Consider the following 24,183-nt stretch of genomic DNA (forward strand, 5'->3'; position numbering starts at 1 on the left):
CAAATGGTCCGATTCGCCCCGCACCGCCGACGGCCCTAGGCTCAGAGAAACCAGCACTCAACGGGGGGAACGCTGATGAAGGTGCCGAACAGGTTGTTCGCGTCCGAGCGCATACGTGCGTTGGTCGCGGCCATTGCCTGCCTGGCCACCGCATCTTGCTCCACTTCAGCGACCGTGTCACCACCGGCGGCCCAGTCCGCGACCACCACCGCACCGACCTCGAAGCCGGCCGCGAACACCGTCGCGCCGCCCCCGCCGCATATCAGTCCGCTCGCCAAGGACTGGAAGACCTATGGCGGCACGGTTTATTTCGGTTGCCCCACCGAATTCACGCTCAGCAAATCCGCTCTCGAGGACATCCGGCCGAAAGTCCTCGATACCAAGACCGCCGAATTGATAATGCCGGCAGTGCCGACCGTCGCCGCGGGCGAAACCGTCACCGGCGCAATGTGCGCGCTGTCGAACATCGAGAGCGACATGAAAGTCGTCTACGTCGTCGCGACCGTCAAACCCGCCAACGGCACCCAACCCGAAGTCGCCAAGACCACCGGCTATGTGTTCGACCTGAAGTCGAGCCAGCCGTTGGCGACCAAGGAACTGCAACCGCCGAACCCGGCGCTCAAACTGGCGTCGGCCAAGGAATGGCGTTTGGCGCCAACCACTCCGGGTGTGGCGTGGGTCAACGCTTTCGCCGACGCGCGCGGTGCTGCGTCACCACCGAGAACCGTGATCCTGTCGAATACCGATCTGTCGACGTTGTGGGACGACCCGCAGCCCGGTCGTGTCTGGCAGGACGTCCTGGCCTTCCCGCGCAGCACTGTGCCCGGCAGCACGACGGGCTTCGAATTGCGGTTGCCCACCGGGGAACCCATCTTCCAGGACAACGACATCGCCAGCGTCGACAGCGAATTGTCCGACGGCACAGACAAACTCGTACAGCTCACCCGTTGGGATTCGCACAATCCGCCGGTCCAGTCGACCATGTTCTTCGACCTCACTTCCAGGTCGCCCATCAAAATCGGCGACACCGACCGCCTGCCCGGTGCCGGACTGACCGCGACGCTGTCCGACGGCAAACTGTTCGTCGACGGCCGAGGTTCGGACACTTCGTCATTCGGGTACGGCGTGTGGAATCTGCGTACCCAGCATTGGGATTGGCTGAAGAGCCGGGACGAAGCCAGGACGCCGCCGATTTCCAAACTGGCTTTCTTCGGCGACCACCTGTACGTGACCAACGCCGGAAACACCTACGCGGTGTTCGCGTTGCCCGGTACCGATCCGGTGGCGTCCACGTGGTCGGGCCGGCCGTTCGGCCGCATAGTCGGCTGGACGCTGGTGTGCCAGGGCGAGACTGTCGCGCCGCCCAGCGGTGAGTGCCGCGAGATTCTGCTGGTGCGCGACGCCGACGGCCGCTATCCGGGGCCCTGGTTCTGACGACGGTCAGTCAGACGACGCGGACTTGTCGAGGCTGATGCCCTGACCGCGCTTGCTCTGAACGCGCTTGAGCATCTTGTCACCGGCGACGGTTCCCTTGGTCAGCGCCAGCGCGATGATGATGTCGGCGTAGGTGATGACCAGCCCGAACCAGAACGCCCACCGCAGCGCCGGATCCGGTGGCGAAGCGAAGAACATGAGCAGAAAGATCGGTCCGACGATGCCGAAGACGAACATCATTCCCTGAATCACCAGGTACCGCTTGAACGTAGACAACTCGCGCTGCTCCTCAGTTCTCGTGGGCTCGTCGTGCCCGGGCGCGTCGCTTTCCTTCATGCATGGCGGCCACGCGTGCCACTGGAATTGCGCGGCCCTGCTCGATCAAATCACTGGGCAGGCGCTGCGGCGCGGGCATCGACTCGGCCCACGAGGCGCGCCCGGACAGGGCATCGACAGCTGTGTGCACGGTGAAGTCGGCGGGGCTCACCCGATCCAGTTCCGACCAGTCCAACGGAAACGACACCGGCGTACCGGGTCGCAGCCGTGGGCTGTAGGCGGCCGCGACGGTGGCTCCGCCGGCGCGGGTCGCGTCGACGAACACCTTGCCGGCACGGTCCTCCACGATGAAAGCCGTTGTCGCCGTGTCGGGATCGAGCGCCTCCGCACGAGCGGCGAGCGCGCGGGTCGCCGCCGCGACGTCGTCGACGGGTGCGTGGTCGTCGATGGGTACGAAGACGTGTAAGCCCTTGGCGCCACTGGTCTTGACCGACCCGGCCAGGCCGCAGTCGGCGAGGGCCCGCCGCACCAGGTGGGCGACCTGAACCACGGCGGCGAAGCCTCCCGATTCGGGCGGGTCGAGATCGAGCACCAGGTGGGTGGGCCGGTAGATGTCGTCGGCCAACCCCAGGGCCGGGTGATACTCGACGGCGCGCTGATTGGCCAGCCACAGCAGGGTGCGCCGGTCGTCGCAAACCGGATAGCGCACCTCGCGGTGCGAAGCCTCCGCCCAGATGCCGACCGTCCGCACCCAGTCCGGGGTGTACTTGGGGGCGTTCTTCTGCATGAACGGCGCCCGCCCGCGCAGCACCCTCAGCACGGTGAGCGGGCGGTCGACGAGACCGGGCAACATCCGATCGGCTACGGCGTCCAGATAGTCCACCAGGTCGCGCTTGCTGGCTCCGGCGTCGGGACTCAGCGGCTGGTCCAGATTGCTCAGATCGACTCCGGCGCGCTGCTCCCCGGAACCCATCCCTTCAGCCTAAGCCCGGACCTCGGCGACTTAAATTCGCGCCGGATCCGAACGTTCCCGAAGCGGGCGCCGCGGAGTAGCGTCGTAACCCGGACGTAACACGGGTCGGGGACCGATGAAGATGACCGCTCTGAAGATGCTGACGGCAGGCGTGCTGTTGGCGGGTGCGGTGACGCTGGCGGACGTCCCGACGGTCCAAGCCGGGCCGTCGGCCCCGAGCCAGATGCACTTTGTGGGCAACGATCCCGACGAATTGCCTTGCGGTGACCAAGGATGCGCCCCGCAGCCACCGGCGGCAGCACCGCAACGCCCCCGCGGTGTCCTGGGGTGCGTCCGAGGCGTGTGCATCCCCAAGCCCAATCCGCCCAAGGCCAAGCCCCCACGCTGAACTACGCCCCGCCGCAACCGGTTCGAGGGCAACGGTTAACGTCGTCGTCCATGGGTGCCTTGGACGGACGCGTCGCGCTGATCACCGGAGGAGCTCGCGGTCAGGGGCGCGCACACGCGCTGGCACTGGCCGCCGAAGGCGCCGACATCGTCGCGGCCGACGCGCCCGCGCCGATGCAGGACCTGACCTACCCGCTCGGGACCGAGGACGACCTGCGGGTGACGGCCAAGCTGGTCGAGGAGCTGGGCGGGCGCTGTCTGCCGTTGACCGTCGACGTGCGTGACCCGGCGCAAGTCGACGCGGCCATCGCGCAGACCGTCACCGACCTGGGCAGCCTGGACATCGTGGTGGCCAACGCCGGGGTGGTCAGCACCGGGCCGTTGGACCAGGTCAGCGATCTCATCTGGCAGCAGCTGGTCGACACCAACCTGACCGGCGTCTTCCACACGCTGCGGGCGGCGATCCCAGTGATGCGCCGCCAGCAATTCGGCAGGATCGTGGTGACCTCGTCGATGGGCGGCCGAATGGGCATCCCCGAACTGGCGGCCTACAACGCCACCAAGTGGGGCATCATCGGGCTCGCCAAATCGGTGGCGCTCGAGGTGGCCAAGGACGGCATCACGGTCAACGTCATCTGTCCGACCACGACCCGGACGCCGATGGTGCAGCCCGAAGGCGATGAAAGCGTTCCCGACGAATTGGTGCGCCGCATGATGAAGGCCAACCCGATACCGCAGCCCTGGATCGAAGCCGAGGATGTCAGCCACGGGGTGCTCTATCTGGTCACCGACCGCGGCGTCGTGACGGGCAGCGTGCTGGAGGTCGGCCTGGGCGGCAGCGCCCGCATCCACTGACGGATCTACGAAAACCGTTGCCTTTCTTGAGGCAATCGCCTCATGTGCCGTCCGCCGGCCGCGCGTGATCGTCGGCGTGGTTGCTATCTCGGGTGAAACCGCTGCCGCGATCGGAAACCCGGGGCCGCGAGCATCCCGTCGACGCCTTCGTCTGGCGGAGTCCCTAGCGAGTCCGGCTCGGTTGGCGACCGCCTATTCGGGGTATTTACCCGGGCAGCCCTGGGATGGGGACGACGACGGGGACAGAAGTGAGCGGCGATGGTCGGCTGGCTGGACAGGCTGCAGCGACGTAACCGCGGCGTGGGTTTGGCCGTCGCCGTCGTCTACAAGTATGTCGACGATCAGGGCAGCTACCTGGCCGCGCTGATCACCTATTACGCGTTCGTATCGCTGTTCCCGATGCTGCTGCTGTTGACCACCGGACTCGGTGTGCTGCTCCGGGGCAGACCTGACCTACAGGCTCACGTCCTGCAGAGCACCCTGAGCCAGTTCCCGGTCATCGGCAGTCAGCTGCAGCAACCTGAAGGACTCAGCGGCGGACCGGCCGCGGTGATCATCGGCGTCGTGGGCGCACTGTACGGCGGTCTGGGCGTAGGCCAGGCCGTGCAGAACGCGATGGACTCGGTGTGGGCGGTACCCCGGCACCAGCGCCGCGACGCGTTCCGCTCCCGCAGTCACAGCCTGATGCTGTTGTTGGTGCTGGGTTCGGCGGTGATTGCCACCACCGTCCTCTCCGGGATCGGCCACTTGACCGACTCGTTGGGGGTCGTGGGGAAGTTCGGGGTGGTCGTCGCCGCGGTGGCCGTCAACGCGGGGATCTGCCTGGTGGCGTTCCGGCTGACCACCGCGCGAGAACTCACCTACCGGCAGGTGTGGCCGGGAGCTGTTGCGGCGGCGTTCATTTGGCAGATCCTGCAATGGTTCGGCGCGGGATACATCGGGCATGTCGTCAAGACATCGAGTGCGACCAACAGCGTCTTCGCGCTGGTCCTCGGGATGTTGGCCTTCCTGTTTCTGGTGTCCTCGACGTTGGTGTTGTGCGCCGAGCTCAACGTCGTATTGGTCGAGAAACTGCATCCACGTGCCTTGCTCACCCCGTTCACCGACGACGCCGAGCTGACGACAGCCGACCGCAAGACCTACACCAGGAAGGCGAAAGCCGAACGCGTCAAAGGCTTTCAGCGCGTCAGCGTCAAGTTCGACGACCTCACCCACAAGCCGAACCAGGTGCCGTGAGAAGTGGCGGCTAGAGTTCGCTGATGACCTCCTACCGGATCGATCCGGACGTGTTGGGCAAGGTCGCCAAGCAGGTCGTCGGCCTGCGATTGGAGGGCGACGAACTGATCGCCCAGGCGATCCGGCTATTGGCCGACGAATACCCCGACCTCGTCGACCCCGCCCCCGGGCGGTGGGTGGCCAGCAAGGCGGGCGGCATCCTGGGCAAGGTCCGATTCCTGTACTTCAGTCCCCGCGAGTACATTGTCATCTTCGGCAGTCCCACTGGTACGCAAGGCTTTTCGGGTCGCTACAAGCGAGTGCAGGTCCACAAGTTCCTGATCGCCGGCCGGATCGACTCCTACGACGTGGAGTCCGACGACACGGCTGCTATGACGTTGCTTCCGGGCGAGCACACCTGCCTGGAAAAAGGCCATGCCCGGGGCCTCACGATCCACCCCGGCTCGTGGCACATCGAATACGGCCGAGGAGCCGTCGTCACGACGTTGCCGTTCGCGATGGTGGACACGTTGTTAGTGTCGCTGGAATTCGCGTCGGTTCGCCGTTCGGCGGTGGAGTTCGCCAAGCTGGTCGGCAAACGGTTTCGCCGCTGACGGGTTAGCGTGAGCCATGACCAGAGCCGGACTGTGGCTGAACGCGGTGCTTGCCACGTTGGGGATCGCCGCATTCGTCGCGATGGCCGCCTTCTTCGGCTACAAGTGGCTGGCGCACGACGAGGCCAACCGCGCCTACGCCTGCGGCAGCGGCAGTCGCGGAGGCACGTGCCTGCAAGGAGAAGCGACGAACATGGCGCTCTGTTTCCTGTTCGCCGCGATTGCACTGGTCGGGATAGTGCTCACTGTCAAGGCCGTCCGTTCGCAGTTGCGTGCGGATCGAGACCTTCGATAACTGAGCGCGCATCTTCCGAACTCAACCGCGCCACGGGTATGCTCCGCGCTATCACAAGTAGTTGATACTTACCGGCGACGGAGGACGCAGCGTGCACAGTGACGTGACGACGGTCGACCAACGCGAACCCGACTTCGCCCAGCCGTGGGCTCCTCATCGACTCCGAATCTACAAAGCCACAGCCTTTTTCACCTTCGCCGTGTTCCTGTTGGTGACCGTTGGTGTCGGCACCGGAGTCATCCCGCCCAGCTTCACCGTGGATGTCGTCGTGAACTTGATCTTCGGCGTGCCGGTGCTGCTACTGCCGCTGGTGTTGTTGTGGACCGCGCCGGGAGAGAATCGGTCCGGGCTGGGCAAGGCGACCGAGCTGACCCTGTTCTATCTGCCCTACACCGCGGGCAGCCAGATCGGCTACGAACTGGTGTTCCTGCTCGGGCATCCGTTCGGACTCTGGGCACCCACTACCGATCCCGGCTGGAAGTGGTTGTGGTGGCAGTACGGGCTGGCCGACACCCGCTATGTCAGCGGGAATCCGTGGATCTTCGCCCTGGAGGTGGTCGGGGTCATCACCGGGACCACCGTGTTCGTCATGTGGACCCGCCTGATCCGATCCAACCTGCCGGACGAGTCGCGGATCCGCTGCCTGTGGGTCGCCTTCGCCGGGTGCGCGGTGCTGATGAGCAGCACCGCCGTCTACTTCCTGGCCGAAGTCGGCGCCGGTTTCAGCCACATCGGCCAGGGCGCGTGGGGCCTGGGGTTCAAGTTCATCGCCGAGAACATTCCGTTCATCGTGCTGCCCCCGCTGGTGCTGTACTCAATCCATCGGCAGATCGACTATCTGACCCGGCGGGCGGGGGTCCTCACGTCACGGGTGTGACTTTTCGCTCAGCCGGCGACCGCGGCACCGCAGATGCCGCAGAGCTCGAACTCCTGACGGTTCCAGCGCGCGACCGGTATGAAGAACAGACTGATCTGCTTGTACTCCCGTATCCGCGACCACTGCGTGGTGTTGTGGCAGCGCGGGCAGTCCCGGACTTGGCCAGCGCCAACGTACTTCTGCTTGATGCCGTAGCCGAAGAAGAGCAACACGACACCAGCGTAGGGGTGTTCGGTGGCGTCACGCGCGGACGGTGCCGTGGTGGCAGGTACAGGTTCGAACTTCGCGACGGAATTGCCGAACAGTGCTTGAGATGCGAATACGTCTGAAGTGGTAAACGCGACTATCCAGAGGCGCCAAATAGTCGTCTACACACGCGCCGCGGGACGCTGCCGCGCGAATGAGCCGGCAACCGGGCTGTCCCGCTCGAGTAGGTCGATCCCCGCCGCCTCTGCCTGCGCAAACATCGCCATCGCTTGCCCAATAGTCAGATCCATTGCAGCGGCGATATCACCCGGCTGCGACTGCCTCGGGAAGAACTCACGAATATCGACGTTCGCCTCGCCACTGCCGCCCGGAGGCAGCGTCACCACAAAAACGATCACCCAGCCGGGGTAGCGGCGGGTCTTCTCGACAACGTCCCAGTACCGGTCGGTGGGAAGGCAAACCACAGCGAACTCGGCCCGATCCTGCGTCTGCGCACGCTCCGATGCGAAGCGCTGCGACTTGGCCAACATCGGCAGCATCCGAAGCGCTGCGAGGCGGTCCTCGTTCTCAGCCACGGTGCCACCTGTCCAAAATCTGTTCCGAGTCGCCACGATCCTTGTCCGGGACCGGAACAGACTGTATCCGAACGGTTTCCGTGATCATCCCGTTCAACCAAGAAGCTTTGCTTTCTGCGCTTCAAATTCCTGCAGTGTGAGCACGCCAGCATCCTTGAGCTGAACAAGTTTCATCAGCTCGTCAGCGACGGATGTTGGCGCCTGCTGCGGTGGAAGCCGTGACTCGTGCGGTTGCAGAGCGGGTCCGAAATCTGGGTGGGCACGGAACCAGTCCTCGATTTTCTGAGCCGTTCCATAGTTGATCGCGACCTCCGCGAGGGTGGTTCCAGATCCCTGCACGGTCAGCACCTCCTGCAAACTCGACGCTTTCAGGCGCTTCTTATCGTCCCGAGTCACCCTTCGAACCGAGAATCCCGCCACATCACGCACCCGCACTCTGAAGGCAGGCAACAGCTTCCCCGTCTGCCGATACTCGACCGTCCCGTCAGGGTGCTCAATCAAGCCTCCGTTCCCGAACCCCAGCCCATGTGAGATTGGCTTGCCTGCCACGGCACTCAGTCCTTCCTCGTTCTTAATCAGCGCGCGAGAAACACCACCAATATCGGACACCTGGCATTGCAGCACGACGTTAGTTCCTATTGAAGCCGAACTTGCGCGACAGCAGGACGTCTTTCCAATATCTCTCCCGGGCCAGCACCTCATTGTCGTCGGTTCGCATCGACCAAAACTCGAGAAGAGCGAAGTGAAGATTCTTGCGCGCATAGTCGGGCCCTTTCTGACCGACCAACTCGCGAAGCGCGGCATTGTTGCCGTGCAGGCTATCGACATACTGACGCAGCCGCGACCAAATCCCGGTGTCGGCGCAGGCAGAGCCGACGTAAGCCTGGCCGGTCTCCTGGTCATGGATGACGTACACGCCCTTCATGTACTGAAGCGCACCGCGCCAGTCATTCCAATCTTGGGTGACTGCGGTTTCCAATATTCCGAGCGAATGGTTGATCCTGTCATGGCCTGGAAATGGCTCCCCTGCGTATGGAAGGCGGAGAATGGATACTACTTCGATGTTGTCCAGGTGAGTCTCCAGGTTCAGTCGGATGGCACGCCCTGGTGGGCGGAACTGCACCCATAGACGCTTGATGAATGGACTCAATAGATCCTCGCGAAGAGCGATCTCGTACGAATAGGCATTTGGAGTGTTGCGACGGTTCAGTACCTCGAAGACACCGCCAAAAAGCCAGTGCGATGGGTCATTTCGGCTTCGGGCCATCGCGAAGATGTATCGCCGGTTGAACTCGTCGCGAGCTGGCCGCCATTGGCTCCAATTGACCCACTCGTCCCATGAGCGGGTCAACACGTCAATGGGGTGGTCTTCACCGTTCCACACCGCGCAGTGCAATTTGCACTCGGTTGGTTCAAGGTCGCCGATCAAGCTCCTCAGCGGGATCGCAGCCATCATTTATGACCTTCCGTGACGGTTTGTCGGGAAAAGACTGGGACGTCCTCGTTGTCTTGCCACCACAACAGTTGGTCGAGAACAAGTCGTGATACATCTATGTCGTCGGCAGCAGCTCGGGCCACCAGGAGCACCGCGTGCGGATCTTCGGGTACCGAGAATCCAAGTGAGCGCAGTGCTTTCACGACGCGCGTGTCGGGCTTGATGGCATCGGCACCTGAACGCATCCGGGCATAGGCGAAGAGCGCGACGCCGATACCCTTGACCGAACCGACTACGGGGTCGAGCTTGGGCGCATGCTCGAATGCTCCGTAACGCTCAGCCCAAACCCGACATAGTTGGCCTTCTTGGTCTGCGGTAGTCAGCCCCTCCTGGGAGGCAAAGGCGCACAGCCTGTTTGCCACTTCGTGAATCGTCGTAACTTCGTCCTCGGAAAGACCGTACTTGTCTCGTTGCAGAGGGTGGGCGGCTAGCCACGCGATGGTGTGCTCGGCGTTATGCGCTTTCCAGTCTGCCACGATGTCGTGTACCCGCGTCGTATACCGACGTTGCCTCGACGCAACGACGTCGACAATCATTGCGCCTCGCGCGTTCTCATACTTCGTGACGAAGTCAAGCACCTTTGTTTGGGCTTCCGCACCATGAGCACGGTTGAGGTCGCTCAAATTCTGGATCGCCACACTCCACTGAGAACTACTGCGCAGCAACAAGGCTGCGGGTGAGGAGTCTGTCATGCCGTCGGCTTCAACCCCTGATAGATGATGGGCACAAGTTCGCCGAGCAGCTTCGACGACAGCTCGGGATTGCCCAGGATCTGCGTGGACAAGTCCTCGGAGGAGGCCATCGCGCCTATCACGGCGCTGACGAACTCGTTCTTCAGGTCCGGGCTGACCGAAAACTGGGCCAGCGTGTTGTTCTGGGCCTGCTGTTGCAGGATTTCGCTTTCTTCGAGCCGGTCCTTGATGTGAGTAACGACGTTGCGGACGCTGGAGTCGGGGTGGTCTCCGGAGAACAGGTCATTGATCTGGGCGATGACCTGCTCCAGAGCGACTAGTTCGGGATCGTGGGCCATCCCGGTCCCCCCGGCTTTCGCCGGTTCGAGCGTCACACCACCGGAAAGCTTTCCGTCGGTGGAACCCCCGGGGTGCTGGGCTAGGTAATCGAAGTCGACGCCGGACAGGTCGATCTCGTGATGAAGCTGCTCGCTGGCGATCACGGGCGCGAGGTGCCGTAGGTAGATCGAGAGCTTCTCGATCGAGGGGTCTTCGTAGTTGACGATCTGAGAGAGGAAGTCGTACTGGCGCAGGAACGTACCGATGTCCTTGCGAAAGATGTCCAACTTTTCCAAAGCCAGGCTGTCACCGTCATCGCGAGCTCGGCGTTCCCGGTCCCGGAACACGTCTCGCGCCGGCTGGACCCACTTGTTCAGTGCCTCATGGCCTTTACCGGGCTGCTGGGCGTACTTGAGGTAATCTGCGACCAGACCGTTGACCTCCGACTCTTTGTAAATCCCTGCAGCATCAAGCTTGTTTACCGTCTGGTGCACGATATTGGGGTCGGTAACATCGGCCAGGGTGGTAGCGGCGTAGTAGGGCTCGAATGCCTCCACAATATCCTCGGCGGTGTTCGCGAAGTCCAGGACGAAGGTCTGATCCTTCCCCGGTGCAGTCCGGTTCAATCTCGACAAGGTCTGGACCGCCGCCACCCCTGCTAAGCGTTTGTCGACGTACATCGCGACCAGCAGCGGTTGATCGAAGCCGGTCTGAAACTTGTTGGCCACCAACATCACCTGGTACTCGTCGGTGGCGAACGCATCGCGCAGATCGCGACCCTTGAGTCCCGGATTCATGCTGGTCTCGGTGACCTTCTCCAGCCCCGAATCGAGATCAGTGACCTCCCCGGAGAAGGCCACCAACGCCGCAATATTGGTGTAGTTGCGCTCGGCAATGTATTTGTCGAAGGCCAGCTTGTAGCGCACTGCCGCCTTGCGCGAGGAGGTGACCACCATGGCCTTGGCCTTCCCGTCGAGCCGCCACGCTACGTTGTCGCGGAAGTGCTCGACGATGATCGCGACCTTCTGACTGATGTTGGTTGGGTGCAGCTTGACCCAGTTCATCACCGACTTGATCGCCGCACTCTTGTCCACCAATTCGCCGGTGGATTCACCCGAGACCTGAAGGGTGCCTGATGCGGCGGTGTCTTCAGTCTCGAAAGTCTGCCCGTGGTGGGTGAGCCGAAATGCCGTCTTGTAGGGCGTGTAGTTGCGCAGTACGTCGAGGATGAAGCCCTCGTCGATGGCCTGCTGCATTGAGTACAGGTGAAAGGGGTGCGGTTTGCTGTTGATGCTCGATTTGTGGCCGAACAACTCCAAGGTTTTGGCCTTGGGGGTGGCAGTAAAGGCGAAGAACGACAGGTTCTTTGATTCGGCGCGGGCGGCCATCTCATCGGCCAGCACATCTTCAGCGTCGACGGTTCCACCGTCTTCCAGGTCTTCGAGTTCGCTTGCCGAGAGCGCAGCCTTGAGCCGTTTAGAGGCGTCGCCCGCCTGGGAGGAGTGGGCTTCGTCGGCAATGATCGCGAAGCTCTTGTCTTTGAGGTCGGCTTGCTCCTGAATCAGTTGCAGGGCGTAGGGGAAGGTCTGGATGGTGACGATGATGATCTTCGTCCCGCCGGTCAGCGCCTCAGCCAGCTCCTGAGATTTCGGCCCGCCCAACCCGGCGATATGGGCGACTACGCCTGGGGTGCGGTCGATCTGACGGATCGCTTCCTGCAGCTGGGAGTCGAGGACGTTTCGGTCGGTAATCACGATGACGGAGTTGAATACCGGTTTGTTGGTGTCGTCGTGCAGCACCGAAAGTCGATGCGCCAGCCACGAAATAGAGTTGGTCTTTCCCGAGCCGGCGGAGTGCTGTATCAGGTAGCGCTGCCCCGGCCCCTTAACGCGCGCATCGGTGACCAGTCGGGTAACGACGTCCCACTGGTGGTAGCGGGGGAACAGCATCTTTTGAGAGCGGACCTTCTTGTTGGTGATCGGGTCGATTTTCTCGTCGATCTGCAGGTGCAGGAACCGTCCGAGGATGTCGAGCCAGGTGTTACGGTCCAGGATCTGCTGCCACAGATAGGCCGTTGACGAGCCGTGCGGGTTGGCCGGGTTTCCGGCACGACCGTGATCGCCTCGGTTGAACGGTAGAAAGACGGTGTCCTTGCCGGCGAGCTTGGTGGTCATCTGCACTTCGGAGTTCGAGACCGCGAAGTGCACCAATGCGCGAGAACCAAACTGCAACAACGGTTCCCCCTTGGGTAGCCGGTGATGCTTGTATTGCAGCACGGCGTCAGTGACGTTCTGGACGCTGAGGTCAGTCTTCAGTTCGGCGGTGGCAACTGGGATGCCGTTGACGAAGAACACCAGGTCGATGCTGTTGGCGTGCTGCATCGAGTAGTGAACTTGGCGCATGACCCGCAAACGGACTGCGCCGTAATGCTTCTCGGTAGTTTCATTCAGAGTGGTGTTGGGCCGGAACTGACACATCGCAAACTGTGCGTTGAGGTCCTTGAACCCACGCCGCAACACCGACAATGTCCCGCCGTTCACCTTTGGATCAGCGCCCAGCTGCTTCACCAGAGTCGCCAACACTCCGGCCCTCGCCTTGTCCAAGGCTGCTCCGGATAGTCCCGGCTTGACCCGCTTGGCCAACTGTTCCGGTTCGGTGTCTGCCAGCCAACCGAACACGTCTTCCGGAAACAACGCCAGCTCACGGTCGTAACCCGCATCGGTTGGCGAGTACAGCCAGCCGTGTTCGGCGAGGTATTCGCAGATCTCGGTCTCGAATGACGACTCATGATGCTGCTGGGACATCGCTACGCTGCCCCTCGCACGTCGATCTTCCCTGTCACAGCGTCCGTGATCAATGCCGACCGGTACTCCCGTAGAGTTTCAATCACCTCGATCGACTTCGCGACCAGAATGTCGATCTTCGCGGTCTGCTCGCGCACTTGGCGAACGATCATGTTTTGGACATCAAGCGGGGGAACGACAACAGGGACGGCGCGGATTCCGGCCTCTAGATGAGGGTGTAGTGCACCTGTCGCTAACGAACACAGGTAGTTGTAGCCAATCCAGGAGCTAAGGAACGCGCCGAGATAACTGCCAGTTAATAACTCAGGTCTAACCCTGGCTATTTGCAGCGCATGACAACTAGCTTCCCCGAAGTCGGGCGGTACAACTGCCACTTTGCCGATGTCGCCCGTCTGAACTATCAACACGTCGCCTTCACGAAGGTGGATCCGTGGGCGCTCGTCGTGCCATTCTCGGCGAACGTAGAAGGGACGGCGGTCAAATTCGATCCGGCCTCGCTTTATATGTGTGCTCTGTATATAGGGCACTCCGTCGTCCACCAAAATGTCGCGTGTTGGTCCGACGAACCCGTTAGTAAGTTGACGTAGTATCGTGCCTAGGCGAATGATGTGCCATCCCGCTGGCGGTATAGCTAATTCGAGATCGCCCAGCGACCGCGGCGCTGCAAATCCGTAGTGATTGAGTACGTGGTCCACCGTCGCAGATCGGCGATCCTGTAGGGCAGCGATGAGCTGCTCTTGTTTTGCGATTAGAGCATCAATCTTTGCGGTCTCGCAGTCGAGGAATTCGACGATTTGTTCTTGCTCTTGGATCGGTGGGAGCGGTACGTCAAGATTGCCCAGTGCGTACTGGCCCAATCCTACGCGGGTGAGACCGTTTGCTCTCACTTCCATGGCCGCCTTCAAATAATAGCTATCGAACAAACGCTTTGCGAATCGCCCATTGAGCACTGCGGAAGGCCTTACGACCGAAAGGTGATAGCCACACAGGACTCCCGGAAGAGACTCTGCAACATAAGCACTCAATCCAATATCGTCGGCAGTCTCGGAGTCTTTGGTAATGATCGTGTCGCCGCGTCTTAGGGTAAACCGGTTAATCTCCTCTTTGGTTGCAGTGGCTTCCATGAAGTCCAGCGCTTTGGTGATGCTGTCGTTGCGGTATACGTCGGTGTAGTTGCATAACCGTACTGGTATCTCACCGTCACGAGTGTGCTTGTCTACGTTGCTCGGAAACACCGTCGCCGCGAACTTGAGAGGGGCTACCTTCCAGCCAGAGGGTATGTCACCCAGCCAGTCCACACCCGAATTCTCGTAGCGGGCGTAGCAGGGCCAGGTCACGCTCCGACCTCCGCGAGCATGGCCTGAATCTCGGTAACGAGGACCCGGAGGTCTTTTTGGATTTCTTCGAGTGGGCGAGGCGGGATGTAGCGGTAAAAGTGGCGCGTGAACGGAATTTCGTAACCGATTTTGGTCTTGTCGTGGTCGATCCAGGCGTCCGGGACGTGGGGCATGACTTCGCGTGCAAAGTACGCCTCGATGTCTTCGGTCAGCGGAACATTCTCGGTGTCGCGAAGTGCAGGGTCGCATTCAGGGTTGCCCTTGGAGTCGGTGACAATTATGGCGTCGTCGTCGTGCTCACCGAGGGTCGTCCAGATTGCCTTGACAAGCGGCGCAGGCGGTTTCGTCAGTCCGGCCTTGCGCAGCGCATCTTTGAGTTCGGCGACGAACTCGTCGCGGTCCTTCCATTCCCACCTGGTCAGCGAACTGAGCGCTTTTCGCAATGCCGCTTTGTCGCCGTCCTTGAGCTTGTCGATGCTCTTCTGCGCAAAGACTGCTTCGATCTTGTCCTCGGTCGGGTTGAACCGCAGTTGCAAGGGGCGTTCGACGGTGATGGTGGAGTAGCCGAACTCCTCACCCTTGAACACTTTCGAGTGGGCTTCGTGTTCGTCGGAGCCGTGTTCGTTGCGGAAGCTTTCATACAGCCGGCATATCCGCTCGATGTCCTTCTGCCGCAGTTCTTTTCGTTTGGAGCCAAGAGACTTCTTCATCTTGCCGTACATGTCGACGGCATTGATAAGCTGGATTTTGCCTTTGCGTTTTGCAATCTTGTTGTTGTCCAAGATCCAGATGTAGGTGGCGATGCCGGTGTTGTAGAACATGTCGGTCGGCAACGCGATGATTGCGTCCAGTAGATCGTTCTCGATAATCCACTGTCGGATGTTGGACTCCCCGGAACCGGCGCCGCCAGTGAATAGCGGTGATCCGTTGAGGACGATGGCGAGCCGGCTGCCACCCACGCCATTCTTGACCGGCCGCATCTTAGAGATCAGGTGCATCAGGAACAACAGGGAGCCGTCGGAGACGCGGGGCAGGCCGGGGCCGAAACGTCCTGCGAATCCACGTTGTTCGTGTTCGTCGGTGACTTTCTTCTGTTGAGTGTTCCAAGCCACCCCGAACGGCGGGTTGGACAGCAGGAAGTCGAAATGGTCTGTGCGAAAGCCGTCGTCGGTGAGCGTGTCACCGAGGTAGATGTTGTCAACATCCTGACCCTTGATGATCATGTCGGATTTGCACAGTGCGTAGGAGCGGGGATTGATGTCCTGCCCGTACAGCACCGGACGCGCTTTGGGATTCATCTCGACAAGGTGGTCAAAGGCGGTGGAGAGCATCCCGCCAGTGCCTGCCGCAGGGTCGTAGATCGTTCTAACAACACCAGGTTTGGTGAGCACATCGTCGTGGGTGGTGAACAGGATGTCGACCATCAGAGCGATTACTTCGCGGGGTGTGAAGTGGTCGCCAGCCTGGGTGGAGTTGGATTCGGCGAACTTGCGGATCAGTTCCTCGAAGATGTAGCCCATATCGTGTTGGGTGACGACCTTTGGATGCAGATCGACTGCAGCAAAAGCCTTTACAATCAGGTAGAGCCGGTCAGATTTGGCCAGGTTGGCTATCTCGTCGAGCATCTTGTACCCGTCGAACACGTCGCCCACGTTCGGGGAGAAGTGCTCGATGTAGTCGATCAGGTTGTCCGCCACACCCTCCGGATCGCCGATCAAAGAGGCGAAACTCCACTTCGAGGTGTTGAAGAACGGCAGCTTGAACTTGGCCTTCAAGAACACCCCAGGATCGACCTTGGTCGCTCGGATCTTCTTGTACTCGGCGAGCACCTCGTCCTTGGTCGGCTCCAAGACGCAGTCCAGGCGACGCAGGATCGTGAATGGCAAGATCACGTCGCCGTACTGATTGGGCTGATACGGCCCACGTAACAGGTCGGCGATCTTCCAGATCAGGTTGGCATTCGTCTGGGCCATATGTCGATTCACTCCCCCGCAGAGACAGGTGAAAATTACAACCTATAGGCGACAGAAAGTAGCGTCAGCCGTTCCACGTGCTTTTAAATCAGCCGGATATGGTTCGCAATTCCAAGAGCGCTCTGAGCGCGGCACCGTCCACCGGCGAAGGGCGCGAGAGGATGTGCCCGAGTGCGGTGCCTCCGACTGTGTCGTAGACGGCAAGCCGCGCGAGACGGACGATTCCTTCGGCGGCAGCAATGTCACGCATCGCGTCATACAGCGCCCTCTGCTTCCACCGAGGGGAGCCTGCGCCGGCGAGCTCGCGCGGAGAGCCGGCCGTACCGAACATCCGCTCTGTCGAGTCGTTGCTCCAATAGCCGCCCCATCCCCGCGACTTCAGACAGTCCCCTTCGAACTGATCGCAATAGCTGAGGTAGTCGTGTCGCCATGGCAAATCCGCTGCCCAGTCGGGACCAAGGGTCTTCGCGCGGTAGCGATTGAAGTGCTGGCTCTCGTCGAATTCGACAATCAGGTGAGATTCGTAGCAGGAATCCCACGGGCCCGGCGCCAGGCGCGGTTCGGGATGGACGCCTCCGAGTTCGCGGTAAAGTTCCACGATTGCCGCCCGGGCCGCTGGAGGCAGCGTGTCGAGCCGGAGATTTGACGGCTTCGACGCGGGACGGAAGCCCATTTCGGCCAGAATGGTAAACAGCCGGCTTTGTTGCTCGGGCATCTGGCGAGTCTTCCACGGCCCGTGGCCAGCAGGGTTGCGGCCGCTCAGTGCGCTGCGGACGATGAGCATCCTCAAGGCCATTGCATCGGAGAGAACAACCTCTGACGCTGTGGTGGCAGGTACAGGATTCGAACCTGTGAAGCTTTCGCGACGGATTTACAGTCCGCTCCCATTGGCCGCTCGGGCAACCTGCCGCCTAGCAGGGTACAACGACCGGGTAGACAGTTCACAAACGGCTAGCCCCGAAGGAGGACCCACCGAATGGCCGACTCATCGTTCGACATCGTCAGCAAGGTCGACCGACAAGAGGTCGACAACGCGCTCAACCAGGCCGCCAAGGAACTGTCCACGCGCTTCGATTTCCGCGGCACCGACACCAAGATCGCCTGGAAAGGCGAAGAGGGCATCGAACTGACCTCGTCGACCGAGGAGCGGGTCAAGGCGGCCGTCGACGTGTTCAAGGAGAAGCTGATCCGCCGCGACATCTCGATGAAGGCCTTCGAAGCGGGCGAGCCGCAAGCTTCGGGCAAGACGTATAAGGTCAACGGCACCCTCAAGCAGGGCATCAGCAGCGAGAACGCCAAGAAGATCACCAAGCTCATCCGCGACGAGGGCCCCAAGACGGTCAAGACCCAGATCCAGGGCGACGAGGTGCGCGTCACCAGCAAGAAACGCGACGACCTGCAGGCCGTCATCTCGATGCTCAAGCAGGCCGACCTGGACGTCGCGCTGCAATTCGTGAACTACCGGTAGAACCCACGGTCCCTGGCCCGACCAACCGGTGGGTGCCTACTCTGGTGAAGTGACCGTTCAAGAAGCCGACCACGCCCCCGCCGAGACGGCCCGAGTCGACGTCCTGATCGTCGGCGCCGGCATCTCCGGCATCGGAGCCGCCTACCGGATCACCCAGCGCAACCCCGCAGTGACCTACACGATCCTGGAGCGGCGCGAACGCATCGGCGGCACCTGGGATTTGTTCAGATATCCCGGAGTCCGTTCGGACAGCAGCATTTTCACGCTCAGCTTTCCGTTCGAACCGTGGACGCGCGAGGAAGGTGTCGCCGACGGCGACCATATCCGCCAGTACCTGGTCGACACCGCCCGCAAGCACGGCATCGACTCCCACATCCAGTTCAACAGCTACATGCGCAGTGCGGACTGGGATTCGGGGACCGACACCTGGACCGTCACCTTCGAACAGGACGGAGTCACCAGGCAGTGCCGAAGCCGGTTCCTGTTCTTCGGCAGCGGCTACTACGACTACGACCGGGGCTACACACCCGACATTCCCGGTATCGAAGACTTCGCCGGCACCGTCGTACATCCCCAGCACTGGCCGGAAGACCTCGACTACGCCGGTAAGCAGGTGGTGGTGATCGGCAGTGGAGCTACCGCCGTAACCCTCATCCCGTCGATGGCCGAACGCGCCGCCAAGGTAACCATGCTGCAGCGCTCACCGACCTACATCGTCTCGGCATCCAGATACAGCAGGTTGGCGCGAGTCAGCCGTAAAGTGATGCCGCGCAGGGCATCCCATATGGTCGTCCGCTTCTATAACGCTCTCACCGAAGGGCTGATCTGGTTCCTTTCGCGCAAGACACCGGCATTCATCAAATGGTCGCTGCGCCGCAAGGCCATTCAGAACCTGCCCGAGGGTTACGACGTCGACATCCACTTCAAGCCCCGCTACAACCCGTGGGATCAGCGGATGTGCCTGATACCGGAAGGCGATCTGTTCAACGCCATCAGCGAGGGCCGAGCCGAAGTGGTCACCGACATCATCGACCATGTCGACGCCACCGGCATCGCGCTGAGATCCGGCAAGCACCTCGACGCCGACATCATCGTCACCGCCACCGGCCTGCAGTTGCAGGCACTCGGTGGCGTCACGCTGCGCATGGACGGCGTACCGATCGACCCCACCGACCGTTTCGTCTACAAGGCGCACATGCTCGAAGACGTGCCCAATCTGTTCTGGTGCGTCGGCTACACGAACGCATCCTGGACCCTGCGCGCCGACATGACCTCGCGCGCGACGGCGAAACTGCTGGAGTACATGTCCGCCCACGGCTACACGCACGCCAGCCCGCATCTGGGCGACCAACCGATGGCCGAGAAACCGGCCTGGGACATCCAGGCCAACTATGTACGACGGGCGCTGCACGCGCTGCCCAAGTCGGGCACCAAGCGGCCGTGGAACGTGCGGCAGAACTACTTCGCCGACGCCATCGATTACCGGTTCGACCGGATCGAGGAAGCGATGGCCTTCGGCCGCGCGGGCGACCGGGCCGCCCTGGCCGGTTAGAACGACGCGCGGTCGGTGAACCGCTGTCAAATGCCGGGTGACCGCAATAGGGTGAAGTCCATGGCAGCCCAGAAACGCGAACCCAAAGTCGTTGTCCTCGGTGGCGGTTCCTGGGGTACCACCGTCGCATCCATCTGCGCGCGCCGCGGACCGACGCTGCAGTGGGTGCGTTCCGAGGACACCGCCAAGGACATCAACGACAACCACCGCAACACCCGCTATCTCGGGGACGCGGTCGAGTTATGCGAAAACCTGCGCGCCACCACCGATTTCGCCGAGGCCGCGCACAGCGCCGACGTCATCGTGATGGGCGTTCCCTCGCACGGGTTCCGAGACGTGCTCACCGAACTGGGTAAAGAGCTGCGGCCGTGGGTGCCGGTGGTGTCCCTGGTCAAAGGTCTCGAGCAGGGCACCAACATGCGGATGTCCCAGATCATCGAGGACATCCTGCCCGGGCACCCCGCGGGCATCCTGGCTGGGCCGAACATCGCCCGCGAGGTCGCCGAGGGCTACGCCGCGGCCGCGGTGCTGGCCATGCCCGACCAGCACCTGGCAACGCGACTGTCCGGGCTGTTCCGCACCCGCCTCTTCCGCGTCTACACCACCGACGACGTGATCGGCGTCGAGATGGCCGGCGCGCTCAAGAACGTGTTCGCGATCGCGGTCGGCATGGGTTACTCGCTGGGCATCGGCGAGAACACCCGCGCTCTGGTGATCGCACGCTCGTTGCGCGAGATGACCAAGCTGGGCGTGGCGATGGGCGGCAACACCGAGACCTTCCCCGGTCTGGCGGGTCTCGGCGACCTGATCGTCACCTGTACCAGCCAGCGCAGCCGCAACCGTCACGTCGGCGAACAGCTGGGCGCGGGCAAACCCATCGACGAGATCATCGCCTCGATGAACCAGGTCGCCGAGGGTGTCAAAGCCGCCAGCGTGATCATGGAATTCGCCAACGAGTTCGGGCTGAACATGCCGATCGCCCGCGAGGTCGACGCCGTCATCAACCACGGCTCCACCGTCGAACAGGCCTACAAGGGTTTGGCCGCCGAGGTGCCCGGACACGAGGTCCACGGCTCAGGCTTCTAGCGTTCTCAAACCGGGCGTCGCAAATGAAGTTTGTGTTCGCTATAGCGCGCCCGGTTGCCGCCTTTGGTGTCCAGCAATACCGTCAGGAATTGGTTGCCAGGCGGCTCAGCTCAGCACACCATCGTTCGGTCTCTGGCGGATTCGCTTGTGCGTCAACATGTTACGTCTTCGGTGACATTTGATCCGGGGCCGGCTGGTGTCGATGGCCGGCAGCGAGGCGAGGTACCCGAAGTCGCCGTCTGAGCGCCGACGGTCCCGCTTGGCGAGATCAGCCGCGCGCCATCGCCTCCAGTCGACGGATCCGGTCCTCGATCGGCGGATGCGTCGAAAACAGCGACCCGATGCGCTCACCCGCGCGGAACGGGTTGGCGATCATCAGGTGCGCCTGGTTCGCCAGCTGCGGCTCCGGCGGCAACGGCGCCATCTGCACCCCACCGGAGATCTTGCGCAACGCCGAGGCCAGCGCCAGCGGGTCACCGGTCAGCACCGCACCTGATTCGTCGGCCTGGTACTCGCGCGAACGCGATACCGCCAGCCGCACGACCGTCGCCGCGATCGGCCCCAGCAGCGAAACCAGCAGCAATGCAAAGGGATTCGTGCCGCCTTCCCGGTTCCCGCCGAATGCACCGAACCACATGGCCATGTTGGCCAGGGCGGTGATCACCGAGGCCAGCGCGCCGGCCACACAGGAGATGAGGATGTCGCGGTTGTAGACGTGCGAAAGCTCGTGACCCAGCACGGCGCGCAGTTCACGCTCGTTGAGGATGCGCAGGATGCCGGTGGTGCAGCAGACCGCGGCGTTGCGCGGGTTGCGCCCGGTGGCGAACGCGTTGGGTGCGCTGGTGTCGCTGATGAACAGTCGCGGCATCGGCTGGCGAGCCGCGGTGGCCAGCTCGCGCACGATGCGGTACATCGTGGGTTCCTGCCATTCGGAGACCTGCTGCGCATGCATAGCCCGCAACGCCAGCTTGTCGCTGTTGAAGTATGTGTAGACGTTGATGCCCACGGCGAACAGCGTCGCCAGAATCAGCGCCGTCCGGCCGAACTGCGCCCCGACGAACACGATGATCGCGGACATGCCCACCAACAACAGGAACGTCTTCAGCCTGTTGGCATGCGGATGCCAAGTCATTGCTGTGTCCTCCTACGAACACTTCGGCTTTGTCTGATTACAGCCGATCAACGCCCGACGGGACAGTCAAGGTTCCGGCTCATCGGATTTAGCCGTGGCGACTGACGGTGTAGTCCACCAGGGCTTGCAGCGCCTCGGCCCCTCGGGCAGCAGACTCAGTTGCGGCGTTGAGTGTGCATCCTTGGCGTTGATTGTGAAATGACGGCTTTCGGGGTGAACCCACGGCGGGAAAATCGACGGGATCCCACCCAGGCTTCACGCTCAACACCCAGGCTTCACGCTCAACACCCAGGCTTCACGCTCAAAACCCAGGCTTCACGCTCAAAACCCAGGCTTCACGCTGAATGCCGTAACGGCTAGCCGTGGCGACTGACGGTGTAGTCCACCAGGGCTTGCAGCGCCCCGCGACCCGGCCCCTCGGGCAGCAGACTCAGCTCGTGATGCGCCTGAGCTGCGTACTGGGCGAGAGTTTCCTTCGCCTTGGCCATGCCCGAGGACGCCCGCAACAGCGTCAGCGCCTCGGATACATCCGCGTCGTCGTGTATGGGACCGGCCAGCAACTCGCGCAGTCGTGCGCCTTCGGGATCGGTCTCCTGCAAGGCGTACAGCATCGGCAGCGTGCGCACGCCTTCTCGCAGATCGGTGCCCGGCAGCTTTCCCGACTCGTCGGATTCGCTGTCGATGTCGATGATGTCGTCGGCGATCTGAAACGCCGTGCCGACGATCGCGCCGAGCCGGCTCAACCGCTCCACCTGCTCGTCGTCGGCGCCGGAGAACATTCCGCCGAACCGACCCGCGGCACCGATCAGGCTGCCGGTCTTCTCGTGGACCACTTTCAGGTACTGCTCGATGCGGTCCGCGCCCTCGGGGGCGCCGCGGGTCTCGCGCATCTGGCCGGTGACGAGCTCGGCGAACGTCTCGGCGACGATGCGGACCGCTTCCGGGCCCAGCCACGACACCAACCGCGACGACGTCGCGAGCAGATAGTCGCCGGCCAGGATCGCCACGTTGTTGCCCCACCGGGCATTGGCACTCGGCGCCCCGCGGCGTACCTCGGCCTCGTCCATGACGTCGTCGTGATACAGCGTCGCCAGATGAATGAGCTCGACGATCGCACCGGCCAAGGTGACCTCGGGACTGGCCGGGCGCGGCCCGGTGTGCGCGGCCAACACCGTGAACAACGGGCGGAAACGTTTGCCACCGGCCTTGAACAGGTGCAACAACGACTCGGTGAGCACCTCGTCGGAACCGCGCAACTCGGCATCCATGAGCTCCTCGACCCGGGCGACACCGTCGCGCACGGTCGCGGCGAATTCGGCGTCGCCTAGGTCAACGCCCGCCACCACGGTCGCCGGAGTTCTCATTCGACCAACATACTGGTGGACGTGAACACCAGAGTCTCCCAGGCCGACGTCGTGGTGGTGGGCGCCGGACCGGCCGGATCGGCGGCGGCGGCCTGGGCCGCGCGAGCGGGCCGCGACGTGCTCGTCATCGATTCGGCCAGCTTTCCGCGCGATAAAGCCTGTGGTGACGGGCTGACGCCGCGTGCCGTCGAGGAGATGCAACGGCTGGGCCTGGGCGAGTGGCTGGCCGGCCGTATCGCGCACCGCGGTCTGCGGATGAGCGGGTTCGGCGGTGAGGTGGAGATCGAGTGGCCGGGGCCGTCGTTTCCGTCCTACAGCAGCGCGGTGGCCCGTCTGGAACTGGACGACCGGATCCGCAAGGTCGCCGAGGAGTCCGGGGCGCGCATGTTGCTGGGATCTAAAGCCGTTGCGGTGCATCACGATTCGTCTCGACGGGTGACGTCGCTGACTTTGGCCGACCACACCGAGGTGTCCTGCCGGCAACTGATTGTCGCCGACGGGGCACGATCCACGCTGGGCCGCAAACTGGGCCGGCGGTGGCACCAGGAAACGGTGTACGGTGTCGCCGCCCGCGGTTACCTCGCCACCGAACGCGCCGACGATCCGTGGCTGACGTCGCATCTGGAATTGCGCTCCCCCGACGGTGCGGTGCTGCCCGGCTACGGCTGGATTTTTCCGTTGGGCAACGGCGAGGTGAACATCGGCGTGGGAGCGCTGTCGACGACCAAGCGGCCCGCGGATCTGGCGTTGCGGCCGCTGATCTCCTATTACACCGATCTGCGCCGTGACGAGTGGGGCTTCGAGGGTCCGCCGCGGGCGGTGGCCTCGGCACTGCTGCCGATGGGCGGTGCGGTGTCGGGGGTGGCCGGGCCGAACTGGATGCTGATCGGCGACTCGGCAGCGTGCGTCAATCCGCTCAACGGCGAGGGCATCGACTACGGGTTGGAGACCGGGCGGTTGGCCGCCGAGGTGCTGGACACCGACGATCTCTCGCGGTTGTGGCCGGCGTTGCTGACCGACCACTACGCCCGCGGATTCTCGGTGGCCCGCAGGCTGGCGTTGCTACTGACGTTTCAGCGGTTCCTGCCGGCCACGGGCCCGATCGCGATGCGCTCCACGACGTTGATGCGCATCGCAGTGCGGGTGATGGCGAACCTGGTCACCGACGAAGACACCGACTGGGTCGCCCGGCTGTGGCGCAGCGGCGGGCGGTCTTCCCGGCTGATCGACCGGCGGCCGCCGTTCACCTGAGTG

Annotated in this window: 24 protein-coding genes and 1 tRNA gene; 11 read left to right on the forward strand and 14 right to left on the reverse strand. The window is 62.7% G+C overall.

From position 1 onward, the window contains the following. The first annotated feature begins 75 nt into the window (after window positions 1-75). Window positions 76-1,434, forward strand: coding sequence for a hypothetical protein (locus AC5Y4D_RS21870; protein WP_500038184.1), 1,359 nt, complete (start codon window positions 76-78; stop codon window positions 1,432-1,434). Window positions 1,435-1,440: 6 nt separating this feature from the next. On the opposite strand, the gene AC5Y4D_RS21875 is transcribed toward AC5Y4D_RS21870, so the two are convergent. Continuing rightward, complete coding sequence (locus AC5Y4D_RS21875; RefSeq protein WP_500038185.1) at window positions 1,441-1,710, reverse strand: hypothetical protein; 270 nt, start codon at window positions 1,708-1,710, stop codon at window positions 1,441-1,443. A gap of 13 nt (window positions 1,711-1,723) precedes the next feature. Further along, window positions 1,724-2,683 (reverse strand): DNA polymerase domain-containing protein, encoded by a 960-nt coding sequence (locus tag AC5Y4D_RS21880; protein WP_500038186.1) that lies wholly within the window; start codon window positions 2,681-2,683, stop codon window positions 1,724-1,726. 121 nt (window positions 2,684-2,804) lie between these two features. Between AC5Y4D_RS21880 and AC5Y4D_RS21885 the strand changes: the two genes are divergently transcribed. The 6 genes from AC5Y4D_RS21885 (at window position 2,805) to AC5Y4D_RS21910 (ending at window position 6,926) form a co-directional block, all read left to right on the forward strand. Continuing rightward, window positions 2,805-3,071 carry a hypothetical protein gene (locus AC5Y4D_RS21885; RefSeq protein WP_500038187.1) on the forward strand — a complete coding sequence of 89 codons (267 nt, stop codon included), beginning with the start codon at window positions 2,805-2,807 and terminating at the stop codon, window positions 3,069-3,071. A 50-nt stretch (window positions 3,072-3,121) separates the two neighbouring features. Next, the gene (locus AC5Y4D_RS21890; protein ID WP_500038188.1) at window positions 3,122-3,925 is read left to right on the forward strand and encodes a mycofactocin-coupled SDR family oxidoreductase; all 804 of its coding nucleotides are present in this window, start codon (window positions 3,122-3,124) and stop codon (window positions 3,923-3,925) included. Window positions 3,926-4,183: 258 nt separating this feature from the next. Further along, window positions 4,184-5,161, forward strand: a complete 978-nt coding sequence (locus AC5Y4D_RS21895; RefSeq protein ID WP_500038189.1) for a YihY/virulence factor BrkB family protein — start codon at window positions 4,184-4,186, stop codon at window positions 5,159-5,161. A gap of 23 nt (window positions 5,162-5,184) precedes the next feature. Continuing rightward, complete coding sequence (locus AC5Y4D_RS21900; protein ID WP_499944327.1) at window positions 5,185-5,754, forward strand: isomerase; 570 nt, start codon at window positions 5,185-5,187, stop codon at window positions 5,752-5,754. A gap of 16 nt (window positions 5,755-5,770) precedes the next feature. Then, the gene (locus AC5Y4D_RS21905; protein ID WP_499944325.1) at window positions 5,771-6,049 is read left to right on the forward strand and encodes a hypothetical protein; all 279 of its coding nucleotides are present in this window, start codon (window positions 5,771-5,773) and stop codon (window positions 6,047-6,049) included. Between the two features lie 91 nt (window positions 6,050-6,140). Beyond that, window positions 6,141-6,926 carry an emopamil-binding protein gene (locus AC5Y4D_RS21910; RefSeq protein ID WP_499944324.1) on the forward strand — a complete coding sequence of 262 codons (786 nt, stop codon included), beginning with the start codon at window positions 6,141-6,143 and terminating at the stop codon, window positions 6,924-6,926. An 8-nt stretch (window positions 6,927-6,934) separates the two neighbouring features. Here AC5Y4D_RS21910 and AC5Y4D_RS21915 read toward each other — a convergent pair whose 3' ends face one another. The 10 genes from AC5Y4D_RS21915 to AC5Y4D_RS21960 form a co-directional block, all read right to left on the reverse strand. Further along, window positions 6,935-7,138: a zinc-ribbon domain-containing protein gene (locus AC5Y4D_RS21915; RefSeq protein WP_499944323.1), complete on the reverse strand. Its 204-nt coding sequence runs from the start codon at window positions 7,136-7,138 to the stop codon at window positions 6,935-6,937. Window positions 7,139-7,294: 156 nt separating this feature from the next. Further along, window positions 7,295-7,708: a hypothetical protein gene (locus AC5Y4D_RS21920; protein WP_499944322.1), complete on the reverse strand. Its 414-nt coding sequence runs from the start codon at window positions 7,706-7,708 to the stop codon at window positions 7,295-7,297. Between the two features lie 93 nt (window positions 7,709-7,801). Next, complete coding sequence (locus tag AC5Y4D_RS21925) at window positions 7,802-8,332, reverse strand: SHOCT domain-containing protein (protein ID WP_499944320.1); 531 nt, start codon at window positions 8,330-8,332, stop codon at window positions 7,802-7,804. Window positions 8,333-8,336: 4 nt separating this feature from the next. Further along, entirely contained in the window at window positions 8,337-9,161 is an 825-nt protein-coding gene (locus tag AC5Y4D_RS21930) for a GIY-YIG nuclease family protein (RefSeq protein WP_499944319.1), read from the reverse strand. Beyond that, window positions 9,161-9,895 (reverse strand): hypothetical protein, encoded by a 735-nt coding sequence (locus AC5Y4D_RS21935; protein ID WP_499944318.1) that lies wholly within the window; start codon window positions 9,893-9,895, stop codon window positions 9,161-9,163. Before AC5Y4D_RS21935 ends, AC5Y4D_RS21930 begins: the two co-directional genes overlap by 1 nt. After that, entirely contained in the window at window positions 9,892-13,017 is a 3,126-nt protein-coding gene (locus AC5Y4D_RS21940) for a type I restriction endonuclease subunit R (RefSeq protein ID WP_500038190.1), read from the reverse strand. The genes AC5Y4D_RS21935 and AC5Y4D_RS21940 overlap by 4 nt, the downstream gene beginning before the upstream one ends. A gap of 2 nt (window positions 13,018-13,019) precedes the next feature. Then, window positions 13,020-14,315 (reverse strand): restriction endonuclease subunit S, encoded by a 1,296-nt coding sequence (locus tag AC5Y4D_RS21945; RefSeq protein WP_499944316.1) that lies wholly within the window; start codon window positions 14,313-14,315, stop codon window positions 13,020-13,022. Window positions 14,316-14,350: 35 nt separating this feature from the next. After that, window positions 14,351-16,327, reverse strand: a complete 1,977-nt coding sequence (locus AC5Y4D_RS21950; protein ID WP_499944315.1) for a type I restriction-modification system subunit M — start codon at window positions 16,325-16,327, stop codon at window positions 14,351-14,353. An 88-nt stretch (window positions 16,328-16,415) separates the two neighbouring features. Continuing rightward, on the reverse strand, window positions 16,416-17,042 hold the full coding sequence (locus AC5Y4D_RS21955; RefSeq protein ID WP_499944314.1) for a DUF7255 family protein: 627 nt from the start codon (window positions 17,040-17,042) through the stop codon (window positions 16,416-16,418). A 110-nt stretch (window positions 17,043-17,152) separates the two neighbouring features. Beyond that, window positions 17,153-17,236 (reverse strand) — tRNA-Tyr (locus tag AC5Y4D_RS21960). A gap of 67 nt (window positions 17,237-17,303) precedes the next feature. Between AC5Y4D_RS21960 and AC5Y4D_RS21965 the strand changes: the two genes are divergently transcribed. From AC5Y4D_RS21965 to AC5Y4D_RS21975, 3 genes are read left to right on the forward strand one after another with little or no spacing between them, the layout of a single operon-like run. Beyond that, entirely contained in the window at window positions 17,304-17,795 is a 492-nt protein-coding gene (locus tag AC5Y4D_RS21965) for a YajQ family cyclic di-GMP-binding protein (RefSeq protein WP_499944313.1), read from the forward strand. Window positions 17,796-17,844: 49 nt separating this feature from the next. Then, on the forward strand, window positions 17,845-19,347 hold the full coding sequence (locus tag AC5Y4D_RS21970) for a flavin-containing monooxygenase (protein WP_499944312.1): 1,503 nt from the start codon (window positions 17,845-17,847) through the stop codon (window positions 19,345-19,347). Between the two features lie 60 nt (window positions 19,348-19,407). Continuing rightward, complete coding sequence (locus AC5Y4D_RS21975) at window positions 19,408-20,433, forward strand: NAD(P)H-dependent glycerol-3-phosphate dehydrogenase (protein ID WP_499944311.1); 1,026 nt, start codon at window positions 19,408-19,410, stop codon at window positions 20,431-20,433. A gap of 268 nt (window positions 20,434-20,701) precedes the next feature. Here the strand turns inward: AC5Y4D_RS21975 and htpX are convergent, their stop codons facing one another. Both htpX and grcC1 read right to left on the reverse strand, forming a co-directional pair. Continuing rightward, window positions 20,702-21,565: a zinc metalloprotease HtpX gene (gene htpX, locus AC5Y4D_RS21980; RefSeq protein WP_499944309.1), complete on the reverse strand. Its 864-nt coding sequence runs from the start codon at window positions 21,563-21,565 to the stop codon at window positions 20,702-20,704. Window positions 21,566-21,921: 356 nt separating this feature from the next. Then, window positions 21,922-22,929: a nonaprenyl/(2E,6E)-farnesyl/geranylgeranyl diphosphat synthase gene (gene grcC1, locus AC5Y4D_RS21985; RefSeq protein WP_499944308.1), complete on the reverse strand. Its 1,008-nt coding sequence runs from the start codon at window positions 22,927-22,929 to the stop codon at window positions 21,922-21,924. Between the two features lie 21 nt (window positions 22,930-22,950). Between grcC1 and menJ the strand changes: the two genes are divergently transcribed. Beyond that, the gene (gene menJ / locus AC5Y4D_RS21990; protein ID WP_499944307.1) at window positions 22,951-24,180 is read left to right on the forward strand and encodes a menaquinone reductase MenJ; all 1,230 of its coding nucleotides are present in this window, start codon (window positions 22,951-22,953) and stop codon (window positions 24,178-24,180) included. Window positions 24,181-24,183: the final 3 nt, after the last annotated feature.

Source organism: Mycobacterium sp. NGS67 (genome assembly GCF_059812185.1).

Bases quoted from the DNA above. Each gene is read 5' to 3' on its own strand.
- AC5Y4D_RS21955 (WP_499944314.1), bottom strand. From the start codon at position 17,042: ATGCCCGAGCAACAAAGCCGGCTGTTTACCATTCTGGCCGAAATGGGC.
- grcC1 (WP_499944308.1), bottom strand. From the start codon at position 22,929: ATGAGAACTCCGGCGACCGTGGTGGCGGGCGTTGACCTAGGCGACGCC.
- AC5Y4D_RS21870 (WP_500038184.1), top strand. From the start codon at position 76: ATGAAGGTGCCGAACAGGTTGTTCGCGTCCGAGCGCATACGTGCGTTG.
- AC5Y4D_RS21940 (WP_500038190.1), bottom strand. From the start codon at position 13,017: ATGTCCCAGCAGCATCATGAGTCGTCATTCGAGACCGAGATCTGCGAA.
- AC5Y4D_RS21965 (WP_499944313.1), top strand. From the start codon at position 17,304: ATGGCCGACTCATCGTTCGACATCGTCAGCAAGGTCGACCGACAAGAG.
- AC5Y4D_RS21975 (WP_499944311.1), top strand. From the start codon at position 19,408: ATGGCAGCCCAGAAACGCGAACCCAAAGTCGTTGTCCTCGGTGGCGGT.
- AC5Y4D_RS21895 (WP_500038189.1), top strand. From the start codon at position 4,184: ATGGTCGGCTGGCTGGACAGGCTGCAGCGACGTAACCGCGGCGTGGGT.
- AC5Y4D_RS21935 (WP_499944318.1), bottom strand. From the start codon at position 9,895: ATGACAGACTCCTCACCCGCAGCCTTGTTGCTGCGCAGTAGTTCTCAG.
- AC5Y4D_RS21900 (WP_499944327.1), top strand. From the start codon at position 5,185: ATGACCTCCTACCGGATCGATCCGGACGTGTTGGGCAAGGTCGCCAAG.
- AC5Y4D_RS21950 (WP_499944315.1), bottom strand. From the start codon at position 16,327: ATGGCCCAGACGAATGCCAACCTGATCTGGAAGATCGCCGACCTGTTA.
- AC5Y4D_RS21905 (WP_499944325.1), top strand. From the start codon at position 5,771: ATGACCAGAGCCGGACTGTGGCTGAACGCGGTGCTTGCCACGTTGGGG.
- AC5Y4D_RS21930 (WP_499944319.1), bottom strand. From the start codon at position 9,161: ATGGCTGCGATCCCGCTGAGGAGCTTGATCGGCGACCTTGAACCAACC.
- AC5Y4D_RS21890 (WP_500038188.1), top strand. From the start codon at position 3,122: ATGGGTGCCTTGGACGGACGCGTCGCGCTGATCACCGGAGGAGCTCGC.
- AC5Y4D_RS21885 (WP_500038187.1), top strand. From the start codon at position 2,805: ATGACCGCTCTGAAGATGCTGACGGCAGGCGTGCTGTTGGCGGGTGCG.
- htpX (WP_499944309.1), bottom strand. From the start codon at position 21,565: ATGACTTGGCATCCGCATGCCAACAGGCTGAAGACGTTCCTGTTGTTG.
- AC5Y4D_RS21880 (WP_500038186.1), bottom strand. From the start codon at position 2,683: ATGGGTTCCGGGGAGCAGCGCGCCGGAGTCGATCTGAGCAATCTGGAC.